Genomic DNA, 20,456 nt, shown 5'->3' with positions numbered 1-20,456 from the left:
AAACGCTACGTCGCCCGCGAAATCTACCGACGCTTGGAAAACCCACCCCAACCACTTGACCCGGCATAGGAGCGTCCGTGCCCGCCGGCGTCCGTCCAGGGCGCCGGCGGTACGCGGTGACGCGGCTTCAGCGACCGGCGGTCACCGACCGCCGGTCGTCGCGTTCCCGGCGCTTGCGGAGCTTACGGATCACCCAACTGACCACCATCACGACGAAGACCGCGACGATCGCGTAGTTGAACCAGTCGCTGTAGCGCTCCACGTCCCGCCAACGACGCCCGAGCGCGTAACCGGCCCCCACGATGAGACCGTTCCACACCCCGCTGCCGATGGTGGTGAGCAGGATGAACTCGCCCAGCGGCATCCGGTTGGCCCCGGCCGGCACGGAGACCAGGCTGCGGACCACCGGCACCACCCGGCCGATCAGCACCGCCCACCGACCGTGCCGCTCGAACCACTTGTCGGCCTTCTCCAGGTCGTCGCTGTCCACCAACGGGATGTGGTCCAACCAGCGCTTGAGCCGATCCTCGCCGAGCGCCGCGCCCAGCCAGTAGAGCACCAACGCGCCGACCAGCGAACCGACCGTCGCGGCCAGCACCACGAGGACGACGTTGAACTTGCCCTCGTGCGCCAGGAAACCGGCGAGCGCCAGCACGATCTCGCTGGGGATCGGCGGGACGATGCTCTCCAGCGCCACCAGCAGCGCCACGCCGGCCGGACCCATCGCCTCGATCACCGAGGCCACCCAGCCGGTCAACCCGGTGAACTCGGACGGGTCGCCAGCCTGGGCGTACGCCATGGTCGTCCTTCCGGTCGGCGGTCGGGGATCGGGTGGTCATACCCATCCGCCCCCGGACTACACCTGTGCTCAGTGCTCCGGGTGCAGTGCGGTGTCCGCCGGCCCCTGCCGCCAGCCGGTGAACACCACCGTCAGGCCGGCGCGGGACGGCGCGCAGCAGAACGGACCGGCCATCGCGTCTGCCGTCGGGTCCAGCGGGGCGAGGCGGACCAGTCGCCACGGCTCGTCGTCGACCCGGGCGCGGACGGTCAGCGCGTCGCCGGCCCGGCTGACCCGGACGGTCACCTCCCGGCCCGTCCACTCCGGCACCGGCCCCACCGACCAGTCGGAGAACTCCCGGGTCACCACCGCGCCGAGCTGCGCCTCACCGTCGCTGACCTCCACACCGGCCTTGGTCCAGGTCCGTTCGTCGACCCGGACGAACGCACCGGCCTGGTCGAACTGCGCCGAGAAGTCGAGCCGGAAGCTCACCTCCATGGCGGTCCCGACCGGCAGCGGCGCCAGCAGGGCGGGGCCGTTGTCGTGGACGAAGCCGTAGCTGGTCCGCCGCCAGAAGTCGCTCTCCGCCGCCGGCTCGACGATCAGCTCGCCGGCCGGGCCCTCCTCGACGCGTACGGGCGGGTGCAGCCAACTGCCCCGGGCCCAGTCCAACGGTTCGCTCGGCGGTACGAGGTCGTTCTCCATGACCGGCACGGTAACCAACGCCACCCGCCACCCGCCTGACGGGTTTGCCGCGGTGATCGATCGGAGATGTTCCTCCGGCATGGGTGACCGTTGGTATTCCGAAGCCGTCGTCTACTGCCTCGACATCGACACGTACGCCGACTCCGACGGCGACGGGGTCGGTGACATCCGTGGGTTGATCGGGAGGTTGGACTACCTGGCCCGGCTCGGGGTGACCTGCCTGTGGCTGCACCCCATCCACCCGTCGCCCAACCGCGACGACGGCTACGACGCCACCGACTTCTACAACGTGGACCCGCGCTTCGGCACGCTGGGCGACTTCGCCGAGCTGCTGCACCAGGCGCAGAACCGGGGCATCCGCGTGATCATCGACCTGGTGGTCAACCACACCTCCGACGAGCACCCGTGGTTCCAGTCCGCCCGTTCCTCGCCGGACTCGCCGTACCGGGACTGGTACGTCTGGTCCGACACCGAACCGGACGACCGGCACCAGGGCATGGTCTTCCCGGGCGAGCAGGACGAGACCTGGAGCTACGACCGGACCGCCAAGGCGTGGTTCTACCACCGGTTCTACAAGTTCCAGCCGGATCTCAACTTCGCCAATCCCCAGGTCCGGGCCGAGATCAAGAAGATCATGTCGTTCTGGCTCCAGCTCGGCGTCTCCGGTTTCCGGATGGACGCGGTGCCGTTCATCATCGAGCTGACCGAGCCGGGCAACCCGAACTCCCCGAAGGACTTCGAGTTCCTCACCGAGATGCGCCAGCACGTCCAGTGGCGCCGCGGCGACGCCGTCCTGCTGGCCGAGGCGAACGTCGAGCCGGACCAGCTACCGACGTTCTTCGGCGACGCCAGCGGCTCCGGCAACCGGATTCACATGCTCTTCGACTTCATGCTCAACGGTCGACTCATGCTCGCCCTGGCCCGCGAGGACCCGGAGCCGCTGATCGACGCGTTGCACGACACCCCGAAGCTGCCGGTCGGCGGGCAGTGGGCCACCTTCCTGCGCAACCACGACGAGATCGACCTGTCCCGGCTGACGACCGAACAGCGCAACCAGGTGTACGCGCAGTTCGGCCCGGACGAAAACATGCGCATCTACGACCGGGGCATCCGTCGCCGGCTCGCCCCGATGCTCGGCAACGACCGACGGCGCATCGAGCTGGCGTACGCCCTCCAGTTCTCCATGCGCGGCACGCCGGTGCTGCGCTACGGCGAGGAGATCGGGATGGGCGAGGACCTGTCGCTGCGGGGTCGGGACGCGATCCGTACCCCGATGCAGTGGTCGTACCAGCCGAATGCCGGCTTCTCCACGGCGGACCCGGAGAAGCTGGTCCGCCCGGTGATCGACAAGGGTGAGTTCGGCTACCAGAACATCAACGTCACCGCTCAGCGGAGCGACGCCAAGTCACTGCTCGCCTGGTTCGAGCGCATGATCCGTACGCTGCGGGAGGCACCCGAGATCGGTTCCGGCTCGACGACCCACATCGACGTGGCGATGCCGGCCGGAGTGCTCGCGCACCGGGCCGACGGACCGACCGGGACGATGGTCTTCGTGCACAACCTGGGCACCGACGACGTCGAGGTGGACCTCAGCAGCCTCGAGCCGGAGGCCGACCTGCCGATCGACGTGCTCTCCGACCGCGGCTACGGCGAGTTGGGAAAGCTCGGCGCGGTGAAGGTCTCCGGTCACGGATACCGGTGGATTCGCCTATGCCGAGGGTCGGCCTGTTGACGTTAAGCTCCTCCGATCGACCCCAAGTTACCGGGAGGTAATCATGTCGGAGGAGTCCCGCGTCGCCATCGTCACCGGAGCCGCACGCGGCATCGGCGCGGCCACCGCCCGACGGCTGGCCGCCGACGGAATGGCCGTCGCCGTGGTCGACATCGAGGAGGCGGCCACCAAGGAGACGGTGGACGCCATCGCCGGCGCCGGCGGCCGGGCGCTCGGGGTGGGCGCCGACGTGTCCGACCGGGACCAGGTCGAGGCGGCGGTGAGCCGGGTCGCCGCCGAGCTGGGCGCGCCCACCGTGCTGGTCAACAACGCCGGTGTGCTCCGCGACAACCTGCTGTTCAAGATGACCAACGCCGACTGGGACACGGTGATGGGGGTGCACCTGCGCGGCGCGTTCCTGTTCAGCCAGGCCGCCCAGAAGCACATGGTGGACCGGAAGTGGGGGCGGATCGTCAACCTCTCCAGCACCTCCGCGCTGGGCAACCGGGGCCAGGCGAACTACGCCGCCGCCAAGGCCGGCTTGCAGGGCTTCACCAAGACGCTCGCCATCGAGCTGGGGCCGTTCGGGGTGACCGTGAACGCGGTCGCACCCGGCTTCATCGTCACCGACATGACGGCCGCCACCGCCGCCCGGATGAAGGTCGACTTCGACGACTTCCAGAAGCACGCCGCCGCCGAGATCCCGGTCCGTCGACCGGGCCGGCCGGAGGACGTCGCGCACACCATCTCGTTCCTGGCGAGCGAGGGCGCCGGCTTCGTCTCCGGTCAGGTCATCTACGTCGCGGGCGGCCCACGGGACTGACCCGTACCTCCCGACGAGGGCGTTCCTTCGTGCAGGGGACGCCCTCGTCGCCGGGTCTGCGCCCGGTCAGGCGGGGTCGCGGCGGGTGCGCCAGAGCCAGAGCAGGCCGAGCACCGGCAGCACCAGTGGGATGTAGCCGTACCCGCTGCCGAACTGCGACCAGACCGTCTCGTCCGGGAAGAGCTCCTTGTCGGCCAGGCTCAGGATGCCGACCGCGACCACCCCGACCAGCTCCACCGAGCAGCACGCCAACGCGACCCGTCGGCCGGTGTGCCCGGCGCGGGCCAACCCCACCGCCGCCACGATGTAGATGAGCGCGGCCACCCCGGAGAGCAGGTACGCCACCGGCGCCTCGTCGAACTTGGTGGCGAGCTGTAGGCCGGCCCGACTCGTCGCCGCGATGGCGAAGAGCAGGTAGACCGCGATCAGCAGCCGACCCGGGCCGGAGTTCGTACGCCGCCGCACCGGCTTTGTCTCAACCACCGAGCACCTCCCAGGTCTGCTGCAACCGGACCACCACCACCGGGGCCACCAGGCAGACCGCGCACACGATCGCCGAGCCCCAGCGGGTCGGTTCCATCCGGGCCAGCACCCAGGCCAGTGGCGGCAGGCACACCAGCGTGACCAGGTAGCCGAAGAAGGCGCCGGGCTCGCCGGGCTGATCCCCGCCGCCGACCGCGACGAGCGCCAGCACGCTCAACACCAGCAACGCCACTTCGAGTACGGCCAGACCGACGAACTGGACCCGGTCCGGCGGCCGGTGGCGTACCGCCGCCGCGAAGGCCCACACCGCGACGAGCAGCGACAGCACGATCGGCGCGGCCGCGACGATCCCGTCCACCGGCGAATCAGTGCCTACGCTGGTCACCGGACCCACCCGGTCGTTGCCTCGGTCACCGGCACAGCCTACTAACCGTCGTAGTAAAGGGATGCCCTGCCTCTCCGGGTGTGACGCGCGCCCGTCAGTCGCCTGCCTCCAGCTGCCGTCAGCCGGGCGGACACCTCGACGCCGGGTCCGAACCCGAAGGTGAGCTGCTTCGATTGGTCGAACCCGCCGCCGTCATGGCAGCCGGGGCGACTAGCGTGGATCAGGTCCGCGGCGACGCCGCGGTGCGGGGAAACAGCGGAGGTAACACGTGCTGCGGTTCGGCTTGTTCGGCACCGGTCACTGGGCGATCGAGACGCACGGGAAGGCGCTGCACGCGCATCCCGACGCGGAGTTGGTCGGGGTGTGGGGCCGCAACCCGGAGCGGGCGTCCGCGCTGGCCGAACGGTACGGGGTGCCCGCCTACGCCGACGTCGACGCGCTGATCGAGCAGTGCGAGGCGATCGCCGTCGCCCTACCGCCGGACATCCAGGCCGACATCGCGGTCCGGGCCGCCCGCGCCGGTCGGCACCTGCTGCTGGACAAGCCGGTGGCGCTCAGCATGGCCGACGCCGACCGGGTCGTGGCCGCCGTCGAGGAGTCCGGGGTCGCCTCGGTCGTCTTCTTCACCCAGCGGTTCCAGCCGAACGTGACCGCATTCCTGGCCGCCACCGCCGCCGCCGGGGGCTGGCAGCACGGCCGGACCACCGCGTTCGCCTCGATCTTTCAGGAGGGCAGCCCGTACGGCGGCTCGTTGTGGCGTCGTGAGCACGGGGCGCTCTGGGACATCGCCCCGCACGCCCTCTCGATCCTCCTGCCGGTGCTGGGCCGGGTGACGCAGGTGGCGGCGATGGACGGGCCGAACGGGATGGTGCACCTGCTGCTCACCCACGAGGGCGGTGCCACGAGCAGCGCCTCGCTCTCCCTGGATGCCCCGACCGAGTCGATGGCCCGGGAGTTCGTGTTCTACGGCGAGAACGGCATCGAGAACGTCCCGTTCGGCGAGAACGATGCCGCCACCGCGTTCGGCGTCGCCATCGACCAGCTCGTCGAGCAGGTGCGGGCCGGCACCCGGGACCACCGCTGCGACGTCCGCTTCGGCCGCGAGGTCGTCGGCATCCTCGCCGCCGCCGAAACCGCCCGCACCGAATCCCGCACCATCCCCGTCCCCCTCCCCTAACCCCCCACCCCCTTCCCCCCACCCCCCCAGGTTGATCAAGAGGTTTGCGTCACGACACGCCACGAGGCGTGACGCAAACTTCTTGATCACCGGGCTGTGGTGGTCGGGGTCAGCGGGGTGTGGTGGTCAGGTGAGGGGGTCGGGTCAGGTGGGGGTGGACAGGGCGGCGTTCAGTTCGTCGGGGGAGTTGAACTGGTCCGCTCGCAGCGCCTGCAACATCTGCAACATTGCCGTGCTGGCCCCGTTCTCCTGACCCCAGCGGATCAGGTCCTCCCGGGAGACCGGGTAGTCGAGCCCGGCCAGGTACTCCTGCAACTGAACGCCGGTGACGGTCATGTCGGCCGGCTACCCGCTCGCGGTGGCCGTACACCGGTTTGGTCGGCACCCACGACGGCCCGGCGGCCGGCGTGTCGGCCCGCGACGCGCCCACGGTTTGCCGCAGCGGCGGCCGGGTAGCCGCTGGCATGCTGGTTCAGCGGCTCGGCGCGCCGAGCGACTTCGACCCGTTGCTGGAGCGCGTTCGGAACGCCCGGGTGGTGATGATCGGTGAGTCCACCCACGGCAGTTACGACTACTACCGGTTGCGGGAGCAACTCACCCGCCGGCTGATCGCGGAGTGCGGCTTCTCCTTCGTCGCCGTGGAGGGTGACTGGCCGGACTGTGATCGGGTGCACCGTTCGGTGACGGCCGCGCCGGGTGGCGCGCTCGAACCGCAGCTCGCGCTCCATCAGTTTGAGCGATGGCCGACCTGGATGTGGGCCAACGCCGAGGTGGCCCGGTTCGCCAGCTGGCTGCGGGCCTGGAACGTGGAGCGGCCGGAGGAGCAACGGGCCGGGTTCCACGGGCTCGACGTGTACAGCCTCTGGGAGTCGATGCAGGCGATCTTCGACTACCTGGGGGAGGAGGACCCGAAGTCGCTGGAGGCGGCGCAGGACGCGTACCGGTGTTTCGAGCCGTACGGCAAGAGGGTCGAGGAGTACGGCGCGGCCAGCCGGTTCGTCTCCGCCCGCTGCGAGGAGGAGGTTGTCCGGTTGCTCGCCCGGACCCGCGAACACGCCCTCTCCGACGGCCCGGATCGCTTCTCGGCCTGGCAGAACGCGGAGGTGGTGGCCGGTGCGGAGCGCTACTACCGGGCGATGGTGGCCGGCGGGCCGGACTCGTGGAACATCCGCGACACCCACATGCAGGATACCCTGGACCGGCTGCTGGACCGGTACGGTCCGGACGCCCGGGGCATCGTCTGGGCGCACAACACGCACGTCGGGGATGCGCGGGCCACCGACATGGCCGCCGACGGGATGGTCAACATTGGTCAGTTGGCCCGGGAGCGGCACGGCGAGGACGCGGTGGCCCTGGTCGGCTTCGGCAGTTACCGGGGCACGGTGATCGCGGCACCCCGTTGGGGCTCGCCGCCCGAGGCGATGGTGGTGCCCCCGGCCCGGGAGGGGTCGATCGAGCGGCGGCTGCACGAGCTGATGCCGGAGCGGGCGGTGCTGATCTTCGGCGGCGACGACCAGCCGGGCTGGGTCACCGACACCGTGGACCACCGGGCGATCGGGGTCGTTTACGACCCGTCCTTCGAGTCCTGGGGCAACTACGTGCCGACGCGGCTCGGCGACCGCTACGACGCCTTCATCTGGTGCGACGACACCACCGCTCTGCACCCGCTGCCGGTGCCAGCGATTCCGGGCGAGATGGAGACCTACCCGGCGGGCGTTTGACGCAGTGGAGGTGTGGGCCCGTCGGGCGCCACACCTCCACTGTCGGATGGGTCAGACGCGCGTCGGAGTGCGGTCTTCGAGGTGGGTGCGCAGGCCCTCGCCTTCGATGTCCACGTTGGGCAGGGCGCGGTTGAGCCAGCGGGGCAGCCACCAGGCCCGGTCGCCGAGGAGCGACATCACCGCCGGGACGATGGTCATCCGGACCACGAACGCGTCGATGGCAACGCCAACGGCGAGCGCGAAGCCCATCGACTTGATCACCGGGTCCTCCAGGAAGACGAAGCCCCCGAAGACCGAGATCATGATCAGCGCGGCGGCCGTGACCACCCGTGCGCCGTGCCCCATGCCGCTGATGGTGGCCTGTCGGGCCGTCTCACCGTGGACGAAGTCCTCCCGCATCCGGGACACCAGGAACACCTCGTAGTCCATGGCGAGCCCGAACAGGATGCCGATGAGCAGGATCGGCAGGAAGCTGATCAGCGGGCCGGGCGTGTCCAGGCCGACGAGGTCGGCGAGGTGCCCCTGCTGGAAGACGGCCACCGTGATGCCGAACGTGGCGGCGACGGTGAGCAGGAAGCCCAGCGCCGCCTTGACCGGCACCAGCAGCGAGCGGAACACCAGCATCAGCAGCAGCACCGAGAGCCCGACCACCAGCAACAGGTAGATCGGTAGCGCGTCGGAGAGCTTCTCGGAGACGTCGATGCCGATGGCGGTGGCGCCGGTGAGCAGCACGTCCGCGTCGGGGATTCCGCTCACCGCGCCCCGGATGTCGTGCACCAGGGTCTCGGTGGCCTCGTCGGTCGGGCCGGTCTTCGGCACCACGCCGAGCAGCGCGGTCCGGCCGTCCGGGCTGAGCTGGGGCGGTGCCACCGCGAGGACGTTTTCGGTGCGCTGGAGCAGGGCGGTGACCTGCGGCACGGCGGCCGAGGTGGCCTGTGGCGTGTCACCGGCGACCACCACCGCGAGCCGGCCGGTGAAGCCCGCTCCGAAGCCCTCGACGGTCAGGTCGTTCGCCACCCGGGCGGGTGAGCCGACGGCGGCCGTCGCGGAACCTGGCAGGGCCAGCCGCATGTCCGGCGTGGGCAGCGCGAGCAGGCCCAGGCCGAGCAGACCGACCAGGATGACCGGTACGCGGAACCGGGTGATCAGTCGCGCCCAGCGGAAGCCGAACCGGTTGCGGTCATCGGTCGTGGTCGTCGTGGCCGGCCGGTCGGTGATGTCCGAGTCGTCCTCGGCAGCGGCGGCGCCGTCGGTGGCGGTGCCGTCGGTGACCACGGAGCGCAGCCGGCGGGGGAGTACCCGGCGACCGGCGAAGCCGAGCAGCGCCGGCTGGAGGGTGATGGCGACGAGTACGGCGACGGTGACCGTGCCGGCGGCGGCGAGACCCATCACGGTGAGGAACGGGATGTCCACCACGGCGAGCCCGGCCAGGGCGATGACCACAGTGGCGCCGGCGAAGACCACGGCCGAGCCGGCGGTGCCCACGGCCCGGCCGACCGCCTCCTCCGGGGACAGGCCGTCGAGCAGGTTCTGCCGGTGCCGGGAGGTGATGAAGAGCGAGTAGTCGATGCCGACCGCGAGACCGAGCATCAGCGCCAGGATCGGTGCGGTGCTGGTGAGCTGGACGACGCTGCTCAGCGCGAACAGTCCGGCCATGCCGGCGCCCACGCCGATCAGCGCGTTGAGCATCGTCATGCCGGCGGCGACCAGGGAACCGAACGTGATGATCAGGACGATCGCGGCGACCAGGACGCCGAGCGCCTCGGTGGAGCCGATCTCCGGCTCGCCGCCGAGCACCTCACCACCGGGGGCAACCTGCCAACCCTGTGCCTTGGCTGCTGCGCCAACCTCCTCGTACGCGGTGCGCTGCTCGTCGGTCACGTCGTCCGCGCCGGTGGCGAACTGCACCTGGACCAGCGCGTACCGGCCGTTGGGTGAGACCGCGCCGACCTGGAGCGGGTTGACCGCGCCGACCACGCCGGGCAGTGTCGACGCCTGCTGGACGAGTTCCTGCACCACGGCCTGACCCTGCGGGGTGGCCAGTTGGCCGTCGGCGGGTGCCTTGACCGCGATGGTGCCGGTGGCGCCGCTGGCCGCGGGGAACTGGTCGGCCAGCAGGTCGAGTGCGCGCTGGCTCTCGGTGCCGGGCATGGTGAAGTTGCTCGCCGTCGGGCCGCGCAGGGTCGCCGCGGCCAGGCCGGCGCCGACGAGTACGACGAGCCAGAGCGCGACGACGAGCCGTCGCCGGCGCAACGCGCCCCGGCCGAGCCGGTAGAGCAGGGTGGCCATCAGGAGTCCTTGTCCTCGGTCGTGGGTGGATGGGGCAGGGGTGCGTCGACGGGCTCGACGGCCCGCCGGGCGAGGGTGAGCAGGGCGGGGCGCAGCTCGTCGTCGGGGATGTCGACGAACTCGGCGCACGCCTCGGAGATGCCGGCGAGCAGCACCAGCGCGGCGATCCGGGCGCCCGGCCGGTCGGAGTGCCCGGCCAACGCGTCCCGCAGCCGGTCGGAGATCTGCTGGATGTGCGCGAAGGCCGGCTGGCACAGCAGCTCCGGGAACTCGCCGCGCAGTACCGCGATCTCCTGTCGGAACCGGACCGCGAGGTCGACGAAGCCCTGTGCGGCGACCTCCTGGGCGGCCGCGCCGGTCAGGCCGTTGAGCTGGTCGTCGAGGCCGCGGAGCATCTCGATCGCGGGGGCCATCAGCTCGGCGAGCAGGGCTTCCTTGTTGGCGAAGTGGTAGAGCACGGTGGCCTTGGAGCAGCCGACCTCCCGGGCGATGTCCTGCAGGGAGGTGCCTCGATAGCCGGTCACCGTGAACTGTCGCGCCGCCGCGGCGAGGATCTCGCCGTGCGTGTCGGGTACCGCTCTGACCATGCCCGGTCCACCTCCCGCAAACCAGCATGCCTGACCGATCGGTCAGACCCTGACCGATCGGTCAGACTCAAGCGGTGGCGTTCACCACACCCCGAGTGGGTTTAACCGGCGTGCTCGGCGTCGTACCTGGTCCGCGCCTCGGCGATGGCCCGGCGGTGCCGCTCGGCCCAGCTGGTCAGCGCGACCAGTGACTCGTAGAGCTCCAGCGCCATCGGGGTGGCGGTGTATTCGACCTTGGGCGGGACGGTCGGGTAGACCGTGCGGTGCAGCAGGCCGTCCCGTTCCAGGTTGCGCAGCGTCAACGTGAGCATCCGGCGGCTGATGCCCTCGATGTGCCGCTCCAGCTCGGTGAAGCGCACCGGCCCGTGCGAGGCGGCCACCAGGATGCCGATGCTCCACTTGCCGCCGACCCGGTCCAGCACCTCGCGGACGGTGCACGCCCGGGCCTGACCCGGGGTGAACGGCACGTTCCCGGCCGCGCAGGTCAGCTCGACCTCGACCAGCGCGGACACATCGCTGTTCCTCTGGGACATCAAAGTGCCTCCTTCCGCTCCGGTTCATGGTCACAGACGATGACCTCGGTAACAAACCGTGCACCAAGGAGGGTTTCCGTGGAGCGTCCCGTCCCGTCCCGCTGGCCGGCGCTGCTGGTGCTCTGCGCCGGCAGCCTGATGATCATCCTGGATGGCACCGTCGTCGCGGTGGCGCTGCCCGCCGTGCAACACGACCTGGGCTTCACCGCCGCCGGCCTGGCCTGGGTGGTCAACGCCTACCTGGTCGCGTTCGGCGGGCTGCTGCTGCTCGCCGGCCGGCTCGGCGACCTGCTGGGCCGGCGGAGGGTCTTCCTGGCCGGGGTCGCGCTGTTCACAGTGGCCTCACTGGCCTGCGCGGTCGCCACCGGGCCGGCCCTGCTGGTGGGCGCGCGGTTCGGGCAGGGCGTCGGCGGCGCGCTGGCCATGGCGGTCAGCCTCGGCATGATCGTCCGGCTCTATCCCGAGCCGGCCGAACGGGCCCGCGCCATCGCCGTCTTCAGCTTCACCGGCGCGGCCGGTGCGTCGGTCGGCACGGTCGCCGGAGGGGTGCTCACCCAGGCCGCCGGGTGGCGGACGATCTTCCTGGTCAACGTGCCGATCGGGGCGGCCATCCTGATCGCGGCCCTCCGCCGGCTCCCGGCCGAACGGGGGATCGGCCTGCGCGCCGGCCTGGACCTGCCCGGCGCGCTGCTCGCCACCGCCGGCCTGATGGCCGCCGTGTTGGGCATCGTGGGAACGGGCGAGCACGGCTGGACCAGCCCTCGGACGGTCGGCGCGGTGGCCCTCGCGGCGCTGCTGCTCGGCGGTTTCGCGTTGCGCCAACGGGTGGCGGCGACCCCGCTGGTGCCGTCCCGGGTGCTGCGCGTCCCGGGTCTGGTGGCGGCGAACGCCGTGCAGTTCCTCATGGTCTGCGCGTACTTCGGATTCCAGTTCCTGCTCGCCGTGGAGCTACAACTGGTGCTGGGGCTGGACGCCGCCGCGACCGGCTGGGCCTTCCTGCCCACCCCGGTCGTGATCGCCGTGGTCTCGCTCGGCCTCGCCGGTCGGCTGATCGCCCGCTGGGGCGCCCGGACCGTTCTGCTGGTCGGGCTCGCCCTGGCGACCGTCGGCTTCGCCCTGCTCGCCCGGCTGCCCGCCGACGGCGCCTACGTCGCCGACGTACTCCCCGCGATGCTGATCTTCGGCGTGGCCGGCGGCCTGACCCTGCCCGCGGTCACCACCCTGGCCATGGCCGGTGCGACCGACATGGACGCCGGGCTCGCCTCCGGCCTGGCCAACACCACCCAACAGGTCGGCGGCGCGGTCGGCCTGGCCGCGCTGGCCACCCTGGCCGCCGCCCGCAGCGATGGGCTGCGGGCCGCCGGCTGGGCCGAGACCGCCGCGCTCGCCGGCGGCTACCGGACCGCGTTCGCCGTGGCCGCCGGTCTCGTGGTCGCCGCGTGGCTGGTGGCGCTGACCACACGGCCCCGCCGCTCGGCCGGGCCGTCGTCGGCCGCCGATCGGTCGGGCCCGGCGGCGGTGGGTGCCGGAATTGATCCGCACCGAAGCGCCGCGTCCGGTTGACCGGCGGCTCCGGGGCCGGGAGGGTGGTCGGGTGAGTGAGGCTGACGAGACCCGGGACGGCGTGGCCCTGACCAACCTGGACCAGCCGTTGTCCGATCGTGACGACGCGACAAAGCGTGACCTCGTCGACTACCTCGACGCGGTCCAGGACCGGATCCTCCCGCAGCTGCGGGGTCGGCCGCTGTCGGTGATCCGGGTCCGCCCCGGCCAACCGCCGTTCATGCAGAAGAACCTGCCCCGCTACACCCCGGACTGGGTCCGTCGGGCGTCGGTCTGGGCGGAGGCGTCGCACCGGGAGATCTCGTACGCCCTCTGCGACGACCGTCGCACCCTGCTCTGGTTCGCCAACCAGCGGGCGGTGGAGTACCACCCGACACTGGCCACCGCGGCGGATCTGCACCGCCCGACCCACCTGGTCCTCGACCTGGACCCGCCGGACGGCGACGGGTTCCGCGCGGCGGTCGTCGCCGCCCTGCTGGTTCGCCAGGCCCTCGCCGACGCCGGCCTGGCCGGTGCGGTCAAGACCAGCGGCGCCAAGGGTGTGCACGTCTTCGTGCCGGTGACCGACGAGCCAACAGCCGAGGAGTTGGCCGCCGCCACCCGGGCGCTCGCCGTCCGCGCCGAGCGGCTCGACCCGACGGTGGCCACCACGGCGTACATCAAGGAGGACCGGGGTGGCCGGGTCTTCGTGGACGCCACCCGGGCGGGCGGGGCGACCGTGGCCGCCGCGTACAGCCCCCGGTTGCGCCCCGGGATGCCGGTCTCCTTCCCGGTCGACTGGGCCGACCTGACCGAGGTGACCCCCGCCGACTTCACCATCCGGACCGCGCCGGCGCTGCTCGCCGACGGCGACCCGTGGGCCGCGCTGATGCCGGCCCCGCAGTCGCTCCCCGCCGACCTGGTGGCCGAGGGCCGGACCATCCCGGTGGCCCGGGTGCAGGCCATGCACGAGGGCAAGCGTCGAGCCCGCGCCCGCCGCGAGGCCGGCTGACCGCCTCGTCGGCCCCGGCTCGGGCCTGGCTCGGGCCCGGTGCGCGCTGGTTGTCGGTGGGTTGTGGCACGATTTCCCAGGTGAGCAGCAAATCCGACGCGACCCAGCGACTGGGCGACCTCGCGCGGCTGCGCCGGGTCCGCGACCGGATCGACCGGGAGTACGCGCAACCGCTGGACGTCGAGGCGCTGGCCCGTGGCGCGCACATGTCGGCCGGGCACCTCAGCCGCGAGTTCCGGCTCGCCTATGGCGAATCTCCGTACAGCTACCTGATGACCCGACGGATCGAGCGGGCGATGGCCCTGTTGCGCCGTGGCGACCTGAGCGTCACCGACGTCTGTTTCGCGGTCGGTTGTTCGTCGCTGGGCACCTTCAGCACCCGCTTCACCGAGCTGGTGGGCGTGCCGCCCAGCGTCTACCGGCGGCAGGCGGCGCAGGCGACCGCGGGGATGCCGTCGTGCGTGGCGAAGCAGGTGACCAGACCGGTCAGGAATCGAGAAGCGCGGGTCACCGAGCCGCAACTAGCGTGACCAGCATGGACATCACCATTCATTCGAGTTTCCTGCCGCACACCGATCCGGACGCCTCGCTGGCCTTCTACCGCGACGTCCTCGGCTTCGAGGTCCGCCTCGACGTCGGCTACGAGGGGATGCGCTGGATCACGGTCGGGCCGGTCGGCCAGCCCAGCACCGCCATCGTCCTGCACCCGCCGGCCGCCAACCCGGGCATCACCGACGACGAGCGGCAGACCATCCTTGAGCTGATGGCCAAGGGCAGCTACTTCGGTGTCAACCTGGCCACCACCGACCTCGACGCCACCTTCGCCAAGCTGGAGGCCAGCGACGCCGAGGTCGTCCAGGAGCCGACCGAGCAGCCGTACGGCGTGCGCGACTGTGCCTTCCGGGACCCGGCGGGCAATATGATCCGCATCCAGGAAGTGCGCTGAGTCCTGCACGCCCGACAGATGGAGACACGATGAGCACGGCCAGCCAGCCGTCCGCGCCGCACGTCGCCGACAGCCACGACCTGATCCGGGTGCAGGGCGCGCGGGTGAACAACCTCAAGGACGTCAGCGTCGAGATCCCGAAGCGGCGGCTGACGGTCTTCACCGGTGTCTCCGGCTCCGGCAAGAGTTCGCTGGTGTTCGGCACCATCGCGGCCGAGTCGCAGCGGATGATCAACGAGACCTACAGCGCCTTCGTGCAGGGCTTCATGCCGACGTTGGCGCGGCCCGAGGTCGACCTGCTGGATGGCCTGACCACGGCGATCATCGTGGACCAGGAGCGGATGGGGGCCAACTCCCGCTCCACCGTCGGCACCGCCACCGACGCCAACGCGATGCTGCGCATCCTGTTCAGCCGGCTCGGGCAGCCCCACATCGGCTCGCCCAACGCGTACTCCTTCAATGTGCCCTCGGTGAAGGCGACCGGCGCGATCACCGTCGAGCGCGGTGCCGGCAAGACGAAGACCGAGAAGGCGACCTTCAACCGTCTCGGCGGCATGTGCCCGCGGTGTGAGGGCATGGGTGCGGTGACCGACATCGACCTGTCGGCGCTCTACGACGACAACCTCTCGCTCAACGAGGGCGCGATCACCATCCCGGGTTACAGCATGGAGGGCTGGTACGGCCGGATCTTCCGTGGCTGCGGCTACTTCGACCCGGACAAGCCGATCGCCAAGTTCAACAAGCGGGAGCTGCACGACCTGCTCCACCGGGAGCCGACCAAGATCAAAATCGATGGGATCAACCTGACGTACGCGGGCCTGATCCCGTCGATCCAGAAGTCCTTCCTCGCCAAGGACATCGACGCGTTGCAACCGCACATCCGCGCCTTCGTGGAGCGTGCGGTGACCTTCACGACCTGCCCCGAGTGTGCCGGCACCCGGCTCAGCAAGGAGGCCCGGTCGTCGAAGATCAAGGGCAAGAACATCGCCGACGCGTGCGCCATGCAGATCAGCGACCTGGCCGCCTGGGTACGCGAGATCGACGAGCCGTCGGTGGCCCCGTTGCTGGCCGGCTTGCAACACCTCCTCGACTCGTTCGAGGAGATCGGGCTGGGCTACCTGTCGCTCGATCGGCCGTCGGGCACCCTCTCCGGCGGCGAGGCGCAGCGCACCAAGATGATCCGCCACCTCGGCTCCTCGCTCACCGACGTCACCTACGTCTTCGACGAGCCGACGATCGGGCTGCACCCGCACGACATCCAACGGATGAACGAGCTGCTGCTCCAGCTGCGCGACAAGGGCAACACGGTGCTGGTCGTGGAGCACAAGCCGGAGGCCATCGCCATCGCCGACCACATCGTCGATCTCGGGCCCGGCGCCGGCACGGACGGCGGTGCCGTCTGCTACCAGGGCACCCTGGAAGGTCTACGGGCCAGCGGCACCATCACCGGCCGTCACCTCGACGACCGGGCGGCTCTCAAGGAGACGGTGCGGACGCCCACCGGCAAGCTGGAGATCCGGGGCGCCACGGCCAACAACCTCCAGAACGTGGACGTCGACGTACCCCTCGGGGTGCTCGTCGTCGTGACCGGTGTCGCCGGCTCCGGCAAGAGTTCGCTCGTGCACGGGTCCATCCCGGCCGGCGCGGGCGTGGTCTCGATCGACCAGGGCGCGATCCGCGGCTCACGGCGCAGCAACCCGGCCACGTACACCGGGTTGCTCGACCCGATCCGCAAGGCGTTCGCGAAGGCCAACGGGGTGAAGCCGGCTCTGTTCAGCGCCAACTCCGAGGGTGCCTGCCCGAGCTGCAACGGCGCGGGCGTGATCTACACCGACCTGGGGATGATGGCCGGTGTCGCTGCCCCCTGCGAGGACTGCGAGGGCAAGCGGTTCCAGGCGTCGGTGCTGGAATACCGCTTCGGCGGCCGCGACATCAGCGAGGTGCTCGCGATGTCGGTGACGGAGGCCGAGAAGTTCTTCGGCGCAGGCGAGGCGCGTACGCCGGCAGCGCACGCCATCCTCGACCGGCTCGCCGACGTCGGGCTCGGCTACCTGAGCCTGGGGCAGCCGCTCACCACCCTCTCCGGCGGGGAGCGGCAACGGCTCAAGCTGGCCACCCACATGGCCGAGAAGGGCGGGGTCTACGTTCTCGACGAGCCGACCACCGGCCTGCACCTGGCCGACGTCGAGCAACTGCTCGGCCTGCTCGACCGCCTGGTCGACGCCGGCAAGTCGGTGATCGTCATCGAGCATCACCAGGCGGTCATGGCACACGCCGACTGGATCATCGACCTCGGCCCCGGTGCCGGCCACGACGGTGGGCGGCTCGTCTTCGAGGGCACACCCGCGGACCTCGTCGCCTCCCGCTCCACGCTCACCGGCGAGCACCTGGCGGCGTACGTCGGCACCTGACCGGCCGCCTCCGGCCGACGGTTCACGCCACCGGCGGTCGGAGGCGCCGTGCCGTGGTGGTGGCGAGGACTCCGCAGGTGGCGGTGACCAGACCGAGGACGGCCGTGCCCTGGTTGACGTACCCGGGCACGGACGAGCTGACGTAGGTGCCGCCACCGCTGAGGCGGCACTCGAAGCGGAGCGGTAGGAGGCTGACGTCGTACCCGACGACCAGGCTCGCCATCTGTGGTCCGGCCTGGCGGCAGGGTCCGACCGGGGCGGATCCGGCGCCACCGTCCTCGGCCTGCATCACCGCGTAGCCGAGGTGGAGCAGGCCCCAGGCGTACAGGGCGACGGCGCCCGCGCCGACGAGCAGCGCAGCCGTGCCCAGGCGACCCGACCGTTCGCTCTTCCTGAACATCGCCCGGAACCCACGGACGGCCAAGGCTGTCGCGATGACCGCCCCGCCCAGCGCGGCGAGGAGCAACCCGAGAAACAGCATGGCGACATTGTTGATCTCGTGACATCGCGGGTCTTCGGCGGGTGCGTGAGCGGGGCGGCGGCTGGTTTCGCCCCTGGGGCCAGCGGCTGTCCTGCCGGCGGGTGTTCGGCCAAAACGATGAAGGCTCCTGACCGAATTCCTGGTCAGGAGCCTCTCGTGGTAATCAATCTTGGTGCCCCCGGCAGGATTCGAACCTGCGCCCCCGCCTCCGGAGGGCGGTGCTCTATCCCCTGAGCTACGGGGGCTCAGCGACTGGAGAAGACTAGCAAACCTCCCCTGCGTACGCCGAATCGGTATCGGGTGAGCCGATCGTGTCGGACCGGCCCACCCGGTGCTCAGGCGGCGATCGCCCGCCCGCAACTCGGCAGCGGGTGCAGGACGATTCGCCGTGGGAGGCGGCGCGGCCACTCGTTGCGCGGCCAGGAGCCGTCCACGATCAGGTGGACGGTGCGCTGCTCCTCGCCGCTGAGCCGCAGCACGAACTCGCGGGGGAGCGGCGGGTCCACCGTCGGCGTGGTGATCATGAAGCGCACCCGACCGCGAGACGAGACGGCGGAGATCACGTCGGCGGCCGGCATCGTGCCGCGCAGCCGAACCCGGCCGATCCAGTAGACCTCCGCGAGGTGCTCCTGAGCGGCCCGGGTGATCGCCGGATACTCGCTGCGGACCCACCGCTCGACCGCGCTGACGCAAAGCCCGCAGGCCCGTTCGCGCGGCTCCCGCGGACCCAACCCCCAGGCCCGCAGGTACGCCCCGACCGCGCCAGCGTCCAACGGCAGCTCGAAGCGCCGCTGGATGAGGGTGGTAAGGCTCTGCCGCGTCCACAACTCCTCGTCCAGGCCGAACTCGTCGGGGTGGACGCCCCGCAGCGTGTCGATCAACTCGAGTTCCTGTTCGCGGCTGAGCATTCCCGGCTCGCCCTGCCGCTGTCCGCGACGGACGGCTGCCACCGCCCCGTCACCACCGATGGTGTGGCGTCGGCACCAACTGGTGACCGAACGCCGTGCGTCTCTGAGTGCAACCCCCACGTCTTGGGCAACGAGCCCGAATCGCAACTGGTCACGATATGTGGGGAGAAAACTCTCTAAGCAACGTAATCGCCTGTGCCACGCAAAACGCCCAGAAGGAACGAAGTGGGGCGTTGTGGGTCATCGGCGGTGATACGGCCGGCCTTGATCGACTCGGGTTCCTGGAAATCGGGGCGTCCTGGTAGCCCGGACAGCGCGGTTTCCTGCAAGCCGAGTCGATCAAGGCCCCCGGCCCGGCTCGGCCCGACATGCTGCGGCCCGCGTCACCGCCGTATCGGCGGGGACGCGGGCCGGGTGCGCCCGTCCGGTCGGTCAGCCCTTGGCCTGCGCCTGGAGCTGCCGGAGGTTGTTCAGTTCGGTCTGCTGGGTGGCCTTCATGGTCTTCGCCACCCGCACCACCTCGGCATTGTCGGTCGCGTCGAGGGCTGCGTCGATCATGTGGATGCCGCCCAGGTGGTGGTCGTACATCAGGGTCAGGAACTGCCGGTCGACCTCGATGCCCTGGGCGTCGCGCAGGGCGGTCATCTGTTGCGGGGTGGCCATGCCCGGCATCAGACCGTCCTTGACGGTGGCGCCGTCGGACATCCACGACATCGGCGGCTTCGACCCGGTCGGGCTGAGGCCCCATTCGCGCAGCCAGGTCTGCATGGCGCCGATTTCGCCCTGCTGCCCGGTGGCGATGTCGACGGCGATCTGCCGCACCTCGGGGAGGGTGGCCGACCGGTACGCGACCAGGCTCATCTCCACCGCCTGCGCGTGGTGGGTCGTCATGTCCCGCGCGAAGCCCGCCTCGACCGACGCGTCACCGGGCCGGGTGAGCCGCGGGGTGAGCAGACCGCCCGCGTACCCGAGGAGAAGCCCCACCACCAGCATGATGGCGAGTGCCAGCACGCCGTAGCGCGACGCCGGGGCCCGGCCGCCCTCGTCCGGGACGGCCGGGATCTCGTCGTACTCGCTGTCGGTGGTCGCCGGAGCGGTCATTGCCGTCCTTACTGGGTGGGCTGCTGCTGGAGTTCACGCGGCGTGGTGCCGGTGGCGGTGATGCCGGTGTTGCAGAGCGCCGTCGGGCCCTCGACGGAGGCGTTCACCCGCAGGTCCTTGATGAACTCGTCGATCCGCGAGTCGTCGGCATTGTCGACCTTGAGCTGGTAGCCCCAGGCCTGGAGCGAGATCGGCTTGTCCAGGCCCTCGTACGGGCTCATCAGCATCTTCTCGACACCGCGCACCTTGCCGGCGAGCTTGTCGACCTGGTCCTTGGGCAGGTCGGGGCGGTAGGTGATCCACACCGCGCCGTGCTCCAGGCTGTGCACCGCGTGCTCGCTGGCGATCGGAGCGTCGTAGACGTCGCCCATGCAGTTCTGCCAGGCGGCGTTGTGCACCCCACCCACCGGCGGCGAGTACTTGTAGGTCAGCGGGCCCGACTTGTGCGACTCGTAATCGAGGCTCGCCTTGTCGGTCTTGCGGATGTTGACGATGCCCTCGATGGCGTCGGCCCGCTTGTCCCACGGCTTGGAGCCCTGGAACGACGCCCAGGCGCCGTAGCCGATGATGCCGGCCGCGAGCACGCCCACCGCGACGAAGAGCGCGATCGGGCCCCACGCGCGGCCCTGGCTCACCTTGACCGGGGTGACCGGCTTGCGCGGGCCCTTGCCACCGGCCCGCGGGGAGCCCGCCGGCTTGCCCGTCGGCTTGCCGGAACCGGCCTTGGCGCCGGACGCCGGCCGGCCCGCGGCCGGCTTCTTGCCGGTGCTGACCACGGTCGGGCGGCGCTCAGGGCCACCCGGGGTGCTGATGCTCATCGTGCCTCGTCAAGTCGGTCGGTCAGGGGAGTGGCGGGCCGGATG

General features: G+C 70.9%; 21 protein-coding genes and 1 tRNA gene. 9 read left to right on the top strand and 13 right to left on the bottom strand.

Translation table 11 applies throughout. From position 1 onward, the window contains the following. Positions 1 to 127 precede the first annotated feature (127 nt). On the bottom strand, positions 128 to 799 hold the full coding sequence (locus AC5L30_RS30930) for a DedA family protein (protein WP_494871635.1): 672 nt from the start codon (positions 797 to 799) through the stop codon (positions 128 to 130). Positions 800 to 868: 69 nt separating this feature from the next. Then, positions 869 to 1,483: a DUF1349 domain-containing protein gene (locus tag AC5L30_RS30925; protein ID WP_494871633.1), complete on the bottom strand. Its 615-nt coding sequence runs from the start codon at positions 1,481 to 1,483 to the stop codon at positions 869 to 871. Positions 1,484 to 1,562: 79 nt separating this feature from the next. On the opposite strand from AC5L30_RS30925, the gene AC5L30_RS30920 reads away from it, so the two are divergent. Both AC5L30_RS30920 and fabG read left to right on the top strand, forming a co-directional pair. Beyond that, entirely contained in the window at positions 1,563 to 3,215 is a 1,653-nt protein-coding gene (locus AC5L30_RS30920; protein ID WP_494871632.1) for an alpha-amylase family protein, read from the top strand. 43 nt (positions 3,216 to 3,258) lie between these two features. Continuing rightward, positions 3,259 to 4,017, top strand: a complete 759-nt coding sequence (fabG, locus tag AC5L30_RS30915) for a 3-oxoacyl-ACP reductase FabG (protein WP_091405975.1) — start codon at positions 3,259 to 3,261, stop codon at positions 4,015 to 4,017. 66 nt (positions 4,018 to 4,083) lie between these two features. Here fabG and AC5L30_RS30910 read toward each other — a convergent pair whose 3' ends face one another. Beyond that, positions 4,084 to 4,500 carry a hypothetical protein gene (locus AC5L30_RS30910; protein WP_494871630.1) on the bottom strand — a complete coding sequence of 139 codons (417 nt, stop codon included), beginning with the start codon at positions 4,498 to 4,500 and terminating at the stop codon, positions 4,084 to 4,086. After that, positions 4,493 to 4,885, bottom strand: coding sequence for a hypothetical protein (locus tag AC5L30_RS30905; RefSeq protein WP_494871628.1), 393 nt, complete (start codon positions 4,883 to 4,885; stop codon positions 4,493 to 4,495). The genes AC5L30_RS30910 and AC5L30_RS30905 overlap by 8 nt, the downstream gene beginning before the upstream one ends. A gap of 268 nt (positions 4,886 to 5,153) precedes the next feature. Between AC5L30_RS30905 and AC5L30_RS30900 the strand changes: the two genes are divergently transcribed. Beyond that, complete coding sequence (locus AC5L30_RS30900; RefSeq protein ID WP_494871627.1) at positions 5,154 to 6,062, top strand: Gfo/Idh/MocA family protein; 909 nt, start codon at positions 5,154 to 5,156, stop codon at positions 6,060 to 6,062. Between the two features lie 144 nt (positions 6,063 to 6,206). Here the strand turns inward: AC5L30_RS30900 and AC5L30_RS30895 are convergent, their stop codons facing one another. Next, positions 6,207 to 6,398, bottom strand: a complete 192-nt coding sequence (locus AC5L30_RS30895) for a DUF2795 domain-containing protein (protein WP_494871625.1) — start codon at positions 6,396 to 6,398, stop codon at positions 6,207 to 6,209. A gap of 128 nt (positions 6,399 to 6,526) precedes the next feature. Here AC5L30_RS30895 and AC5L30_RS30890 point away from each other — a divergent pair, with 128 nt between their 5' ends. Next, positions 6,527 to 7,783, top strand: coding sequence for an erythromycin esterase family protein (locus AC5L30_RS30890; protein WP_494871623.1), 1,257 nt, complete (start codon positions 6,527 to 6,529; stop codon positions 7,781 to 7,783). Positions 7,784 to 7,834: 51 nt separating this feature from the next. Here the strand turns inward: AC5L30_RS30890 and AC5L30_RS30885 are convergent, their stop codons facing one another. From AC5L30_RS30885 to AC5L30_RS30875, 3 genes are all read right to left on the bottom strand, one after another. Beyond that, the gene (locus AC5L30_RS30885) at positions 7,835 to 10,072 is read right to left on the bottom strand and encodes an MMPL family transporter (protein ID WP_494871622.1); all 2,238 of its coding nucleotides are present in this window, start codon (positions 10,070 to 10,072) and stop codon (positions 7,835 to 7,837) included. Continuing rightward, positions 10,072 to 10,659, bottom strand: coding sequence for a TetR/AcrR family transcriptional regulator (locus AC5L30_RS30880; RefSeq protein ID WP_494871620.1), 588 nt, complete (start codon positions 10,657 to 10,659; stop codon positions 10,072 to 10,074). Before AC5L30_RS30880 ends, AC5L30_RS30885 begins: the two co-directional genes overlap by 1 nt. A 101-nt stretch (positions 10,660 to 10,760) precedes the next feature. Continuing rightward, a complete protein-coding gene (locus AC5L30_RS30875; RefSeq protein WP_494871618.1) occupies positions 10,761 to 11,195 on the bottom strand; it encodes a winged helix-turn-helix transcriptional regulator in 435 nt (144 codons plus the stop codon). Positions 11,196 to 11,270: 75 nt separating this feature from the next. Between AC5L30_RS30875 and AC5L30_RS30870 the strand changes: the two genes are divergently transcribed. From AC5L30_RS30870 to AC5L30_RS30850, 5 genes are all read left to right on the top strand, one after another. Continuing rightward, on the top strand, positions 11,271 to 12,755 hold the full coding sequence (locus tag AC5L30_RS30870) for an MFS transporter (RefSeq protein ID WP_494871616.1): 1,485 nt from the start codon (positions 11,271 to 11,273) through the stop codon (positions 12,753 to 12,755). Between the two features lie 31 nt (positions 12,756 to 12,786). Further along, positions 12,787 to 13,746: a DNA polymerase domain-containing protein gene (locus AC5L30_RS30865; RefSeq protein WP_494871615.1), complete on the top strand. Its 960-nt coding sequence runs from the start codon at positions 12,787 to 12,789 to the stop codon at positions 13,744 to 13,746. 80 nt (positions 13,747 to 13,826) lie between these two features. Next, on the top strand, positions 13,827 to 14,276 hold the full coding sequence (locus AC5L30_RS30860; protein ID WP_238657382.1) for a helix-turn-helix transcriptional regulator: 450 nt from the start codon (positions 13,827 to 13,829) through the stop codon (positions 14,274 to 14,276). Between the two features lie 5 nt (positions 14,277 to 14,281). After that, a complete protein-coding gene (locus AC5L30_RS30855) occupies positions 14,282 to 14,692 on the top strand; it encodes a VOC family protein (RefSeq protein ID WP_494871613.1) in 411 nt (136 codons plus the stop codon). A gap of 29 nt (positions 14,693 to 14,721) precedes the next feature. Then, positions 14,722 to 17,103, top strand: coding sequence for an ATP-binding cassette domain-containing protein (locus tag AC5L30_RS30850; RefSeq protein WP_494871612.1), 2,382 nt, complete (start codon positions 14,722 to 14,724; stop codon positions 17,101 to 17,103). A gap of 22 nt (positions 17,104 to 17,125) precedes the next feature. On the opposite strand, the gene AC5L30_RS30845 is transcribed toward AC5L30_RS30850, so the two are convergent. From AC5L30_RS30845 to AC5L30_RS30825, 5 genes are all read right to left on the bottom strand, one after another. Then, positions 17,126 to 17,584 carry a hypothetical protein gene (locus AC5L30_RS30845; RefSeq protein ID WP_494871610.1) on the bottom strand — a complete coding sequence of 153 codons (459 nt, stop codon included), beginning with the start codon at positions 17,582 to 17,584 and terminating at the stop codon, positions 17,126 to 17,128. 170 nt (positions 17,585 to 17,754) lie between these two features. Further along, positions 17,755 to 17,829: transfer RNA gene (locus AC5L30_RS30840), tRNA-Arg, on the bottom strand. A gap of 90 nt (positions 17,830 to 17,919) precedes the next feature. Continuing rightward, on the bottom strand, positions 17,920 to 18,612 hold the full coding sequence (locus tag AC5L30_RS30835) for a winged helix-turn-helix domain-containing protein (RefSeq protein ID WP_494871608.1): 693 nt from the start codon (positions 18,610 to 18,612) through the stop codon (positions 17,920 to 17,922). Positions 18,613 to 18,924: 312 nt separating this feature from the next. Beyond that, positions 18,925 to 19,593 (bottom strand): DUF305 domain-containing protein, encoded by a 669-nt coding sequence (locus AC5L30_RS30830; protein WP_494871606.1) that lies wholly within the window; start codon positions 19,591 to 19,593, stop codon positions 18,925 to 18,927. Between the two features lie 8 nt (positions 19,594 to 19,601). Further along, the gene (locus AC5L30_RS30825) at positions 19,602 to 20,411 is read right to left on the bottom strand and encodes a thioredoxin-like domain-containing protein (RefSeq protein WP_494871604.1); all 810 of its coding nucleotides are present in this window, start codon (positions 20,409 to 20,411) and stop codon (positions 19,602 to 19,604) included. Positions 20,412 to 20,456 lie beyond the last annotated feature (45 nt).

Source organism: Micromonospora sp. BQ32 (assembly GCF_059358895.1).
This window is presented reverse-complemented; position numbering and strand designations above follow the sequence as displayed.

What these genes read in the sequence shown, in the direction of transcription:
- AC5L30_RS30925 (WP_494871633.1), bottom strand. Translation starts at nt 1,483, where the DNA reads ATGGAGAACGACCTCGTACCGCCGAGCGAACCGTTGGACTGGGCCCGG.
- AC5L30_RS30850 (WP_494871612.1), top strand. Translation starts at nt 14,722, where the DNA reads ATGAGCACGGCCAGCCAGCCGTCCGCGCCGCACGTCGCCGACAGCCAC.
- AC5L30_RS30825 (WP_494871604.1), bottom strand. Translation starts at nt 20,411, where the DNA reads ATGAGCATCAGCACCCCGGGTGGCCCTGAGCGCCGCCCGACCGTGGTC.
- AC5L30_RS30830 (WP_494871606.1), bottom strand. Translation starts at nt 19,593, where the DNA reads ATGACCGCTCCGGCGACCACCGACAGCGAGTACGACGAGATCCCGGCC.
- AC5L30_RS30845 (WP_494871610.1), bottom strand. Translation starts at nt 17,584, where the DNA reads ATGCTGTTTCTCGGGTTGCTCCTCGCCGCGCTGGGCGGGGCGGTCATC.
- AC5L30_RS30885 (WP_494871622.1), bottom strand. Translation starts at nt 10,072, where the DNA reads ATGGCCACCCTGCTCTACCGGCTCGGCCGGGGCGCGTTGCGCCGGCGA.
- AC5L30_RS30890 (WP_494871623.1), top strand. Translation starts at nt 6,527, where the DNA reads ATGCTGGTTCAGCGGCTCGGCGCGCCGAGCGACTTCGACCCGTTGCTG.
- AC5L30_RS30920 (WP_494871632.1), top strand. Translation starts at nt 1,563, where the DNA reads ATGGGTGACCGTTGGTATTCCGAAGCCGTCGTCTACTGCCTCGACATC.
- AC5L30_RS30930 (WP_494871635.1), bottom strand. Translation starts at nt 799, where the DNA reads ATGGCGTACGCCCAGGCTGGCGACCCGTCCGAGTTCACCGGGTTGACC.
- AC5L30_RS30855 (WP_494871613.1), top strand. Translation starts at nt 14,282, where the DNA reads ATGGACATCACCATTCATTCGAGTTTCCTGCCGCACACCGATCCGGAC.
- fabG (WP_091405975.1), top strand. Translation starts at nt 3,259, where the DNA reads ATGTCGGAGGAGTCCCGCGTCGCCATCGTCACCGGAGCCGCACGCGGC.
- AC5L30_RS30895 (WP_494871625.1), bottom strand. Translation starts at nt 6,398, where the DNA reads ATGACCGTCACCGGCGTTCAGTTGCAGGAGTACCTGGCCGGGCTCGAC.
- AC5L30_RS30880 (WP_494871620.1), bottom strand. Translation starts at nt 10,659, where the DNA reads ATGGTCAGAGCGGTACCCGACACGCACGGCGAGATCCTCGCCGCGGCG.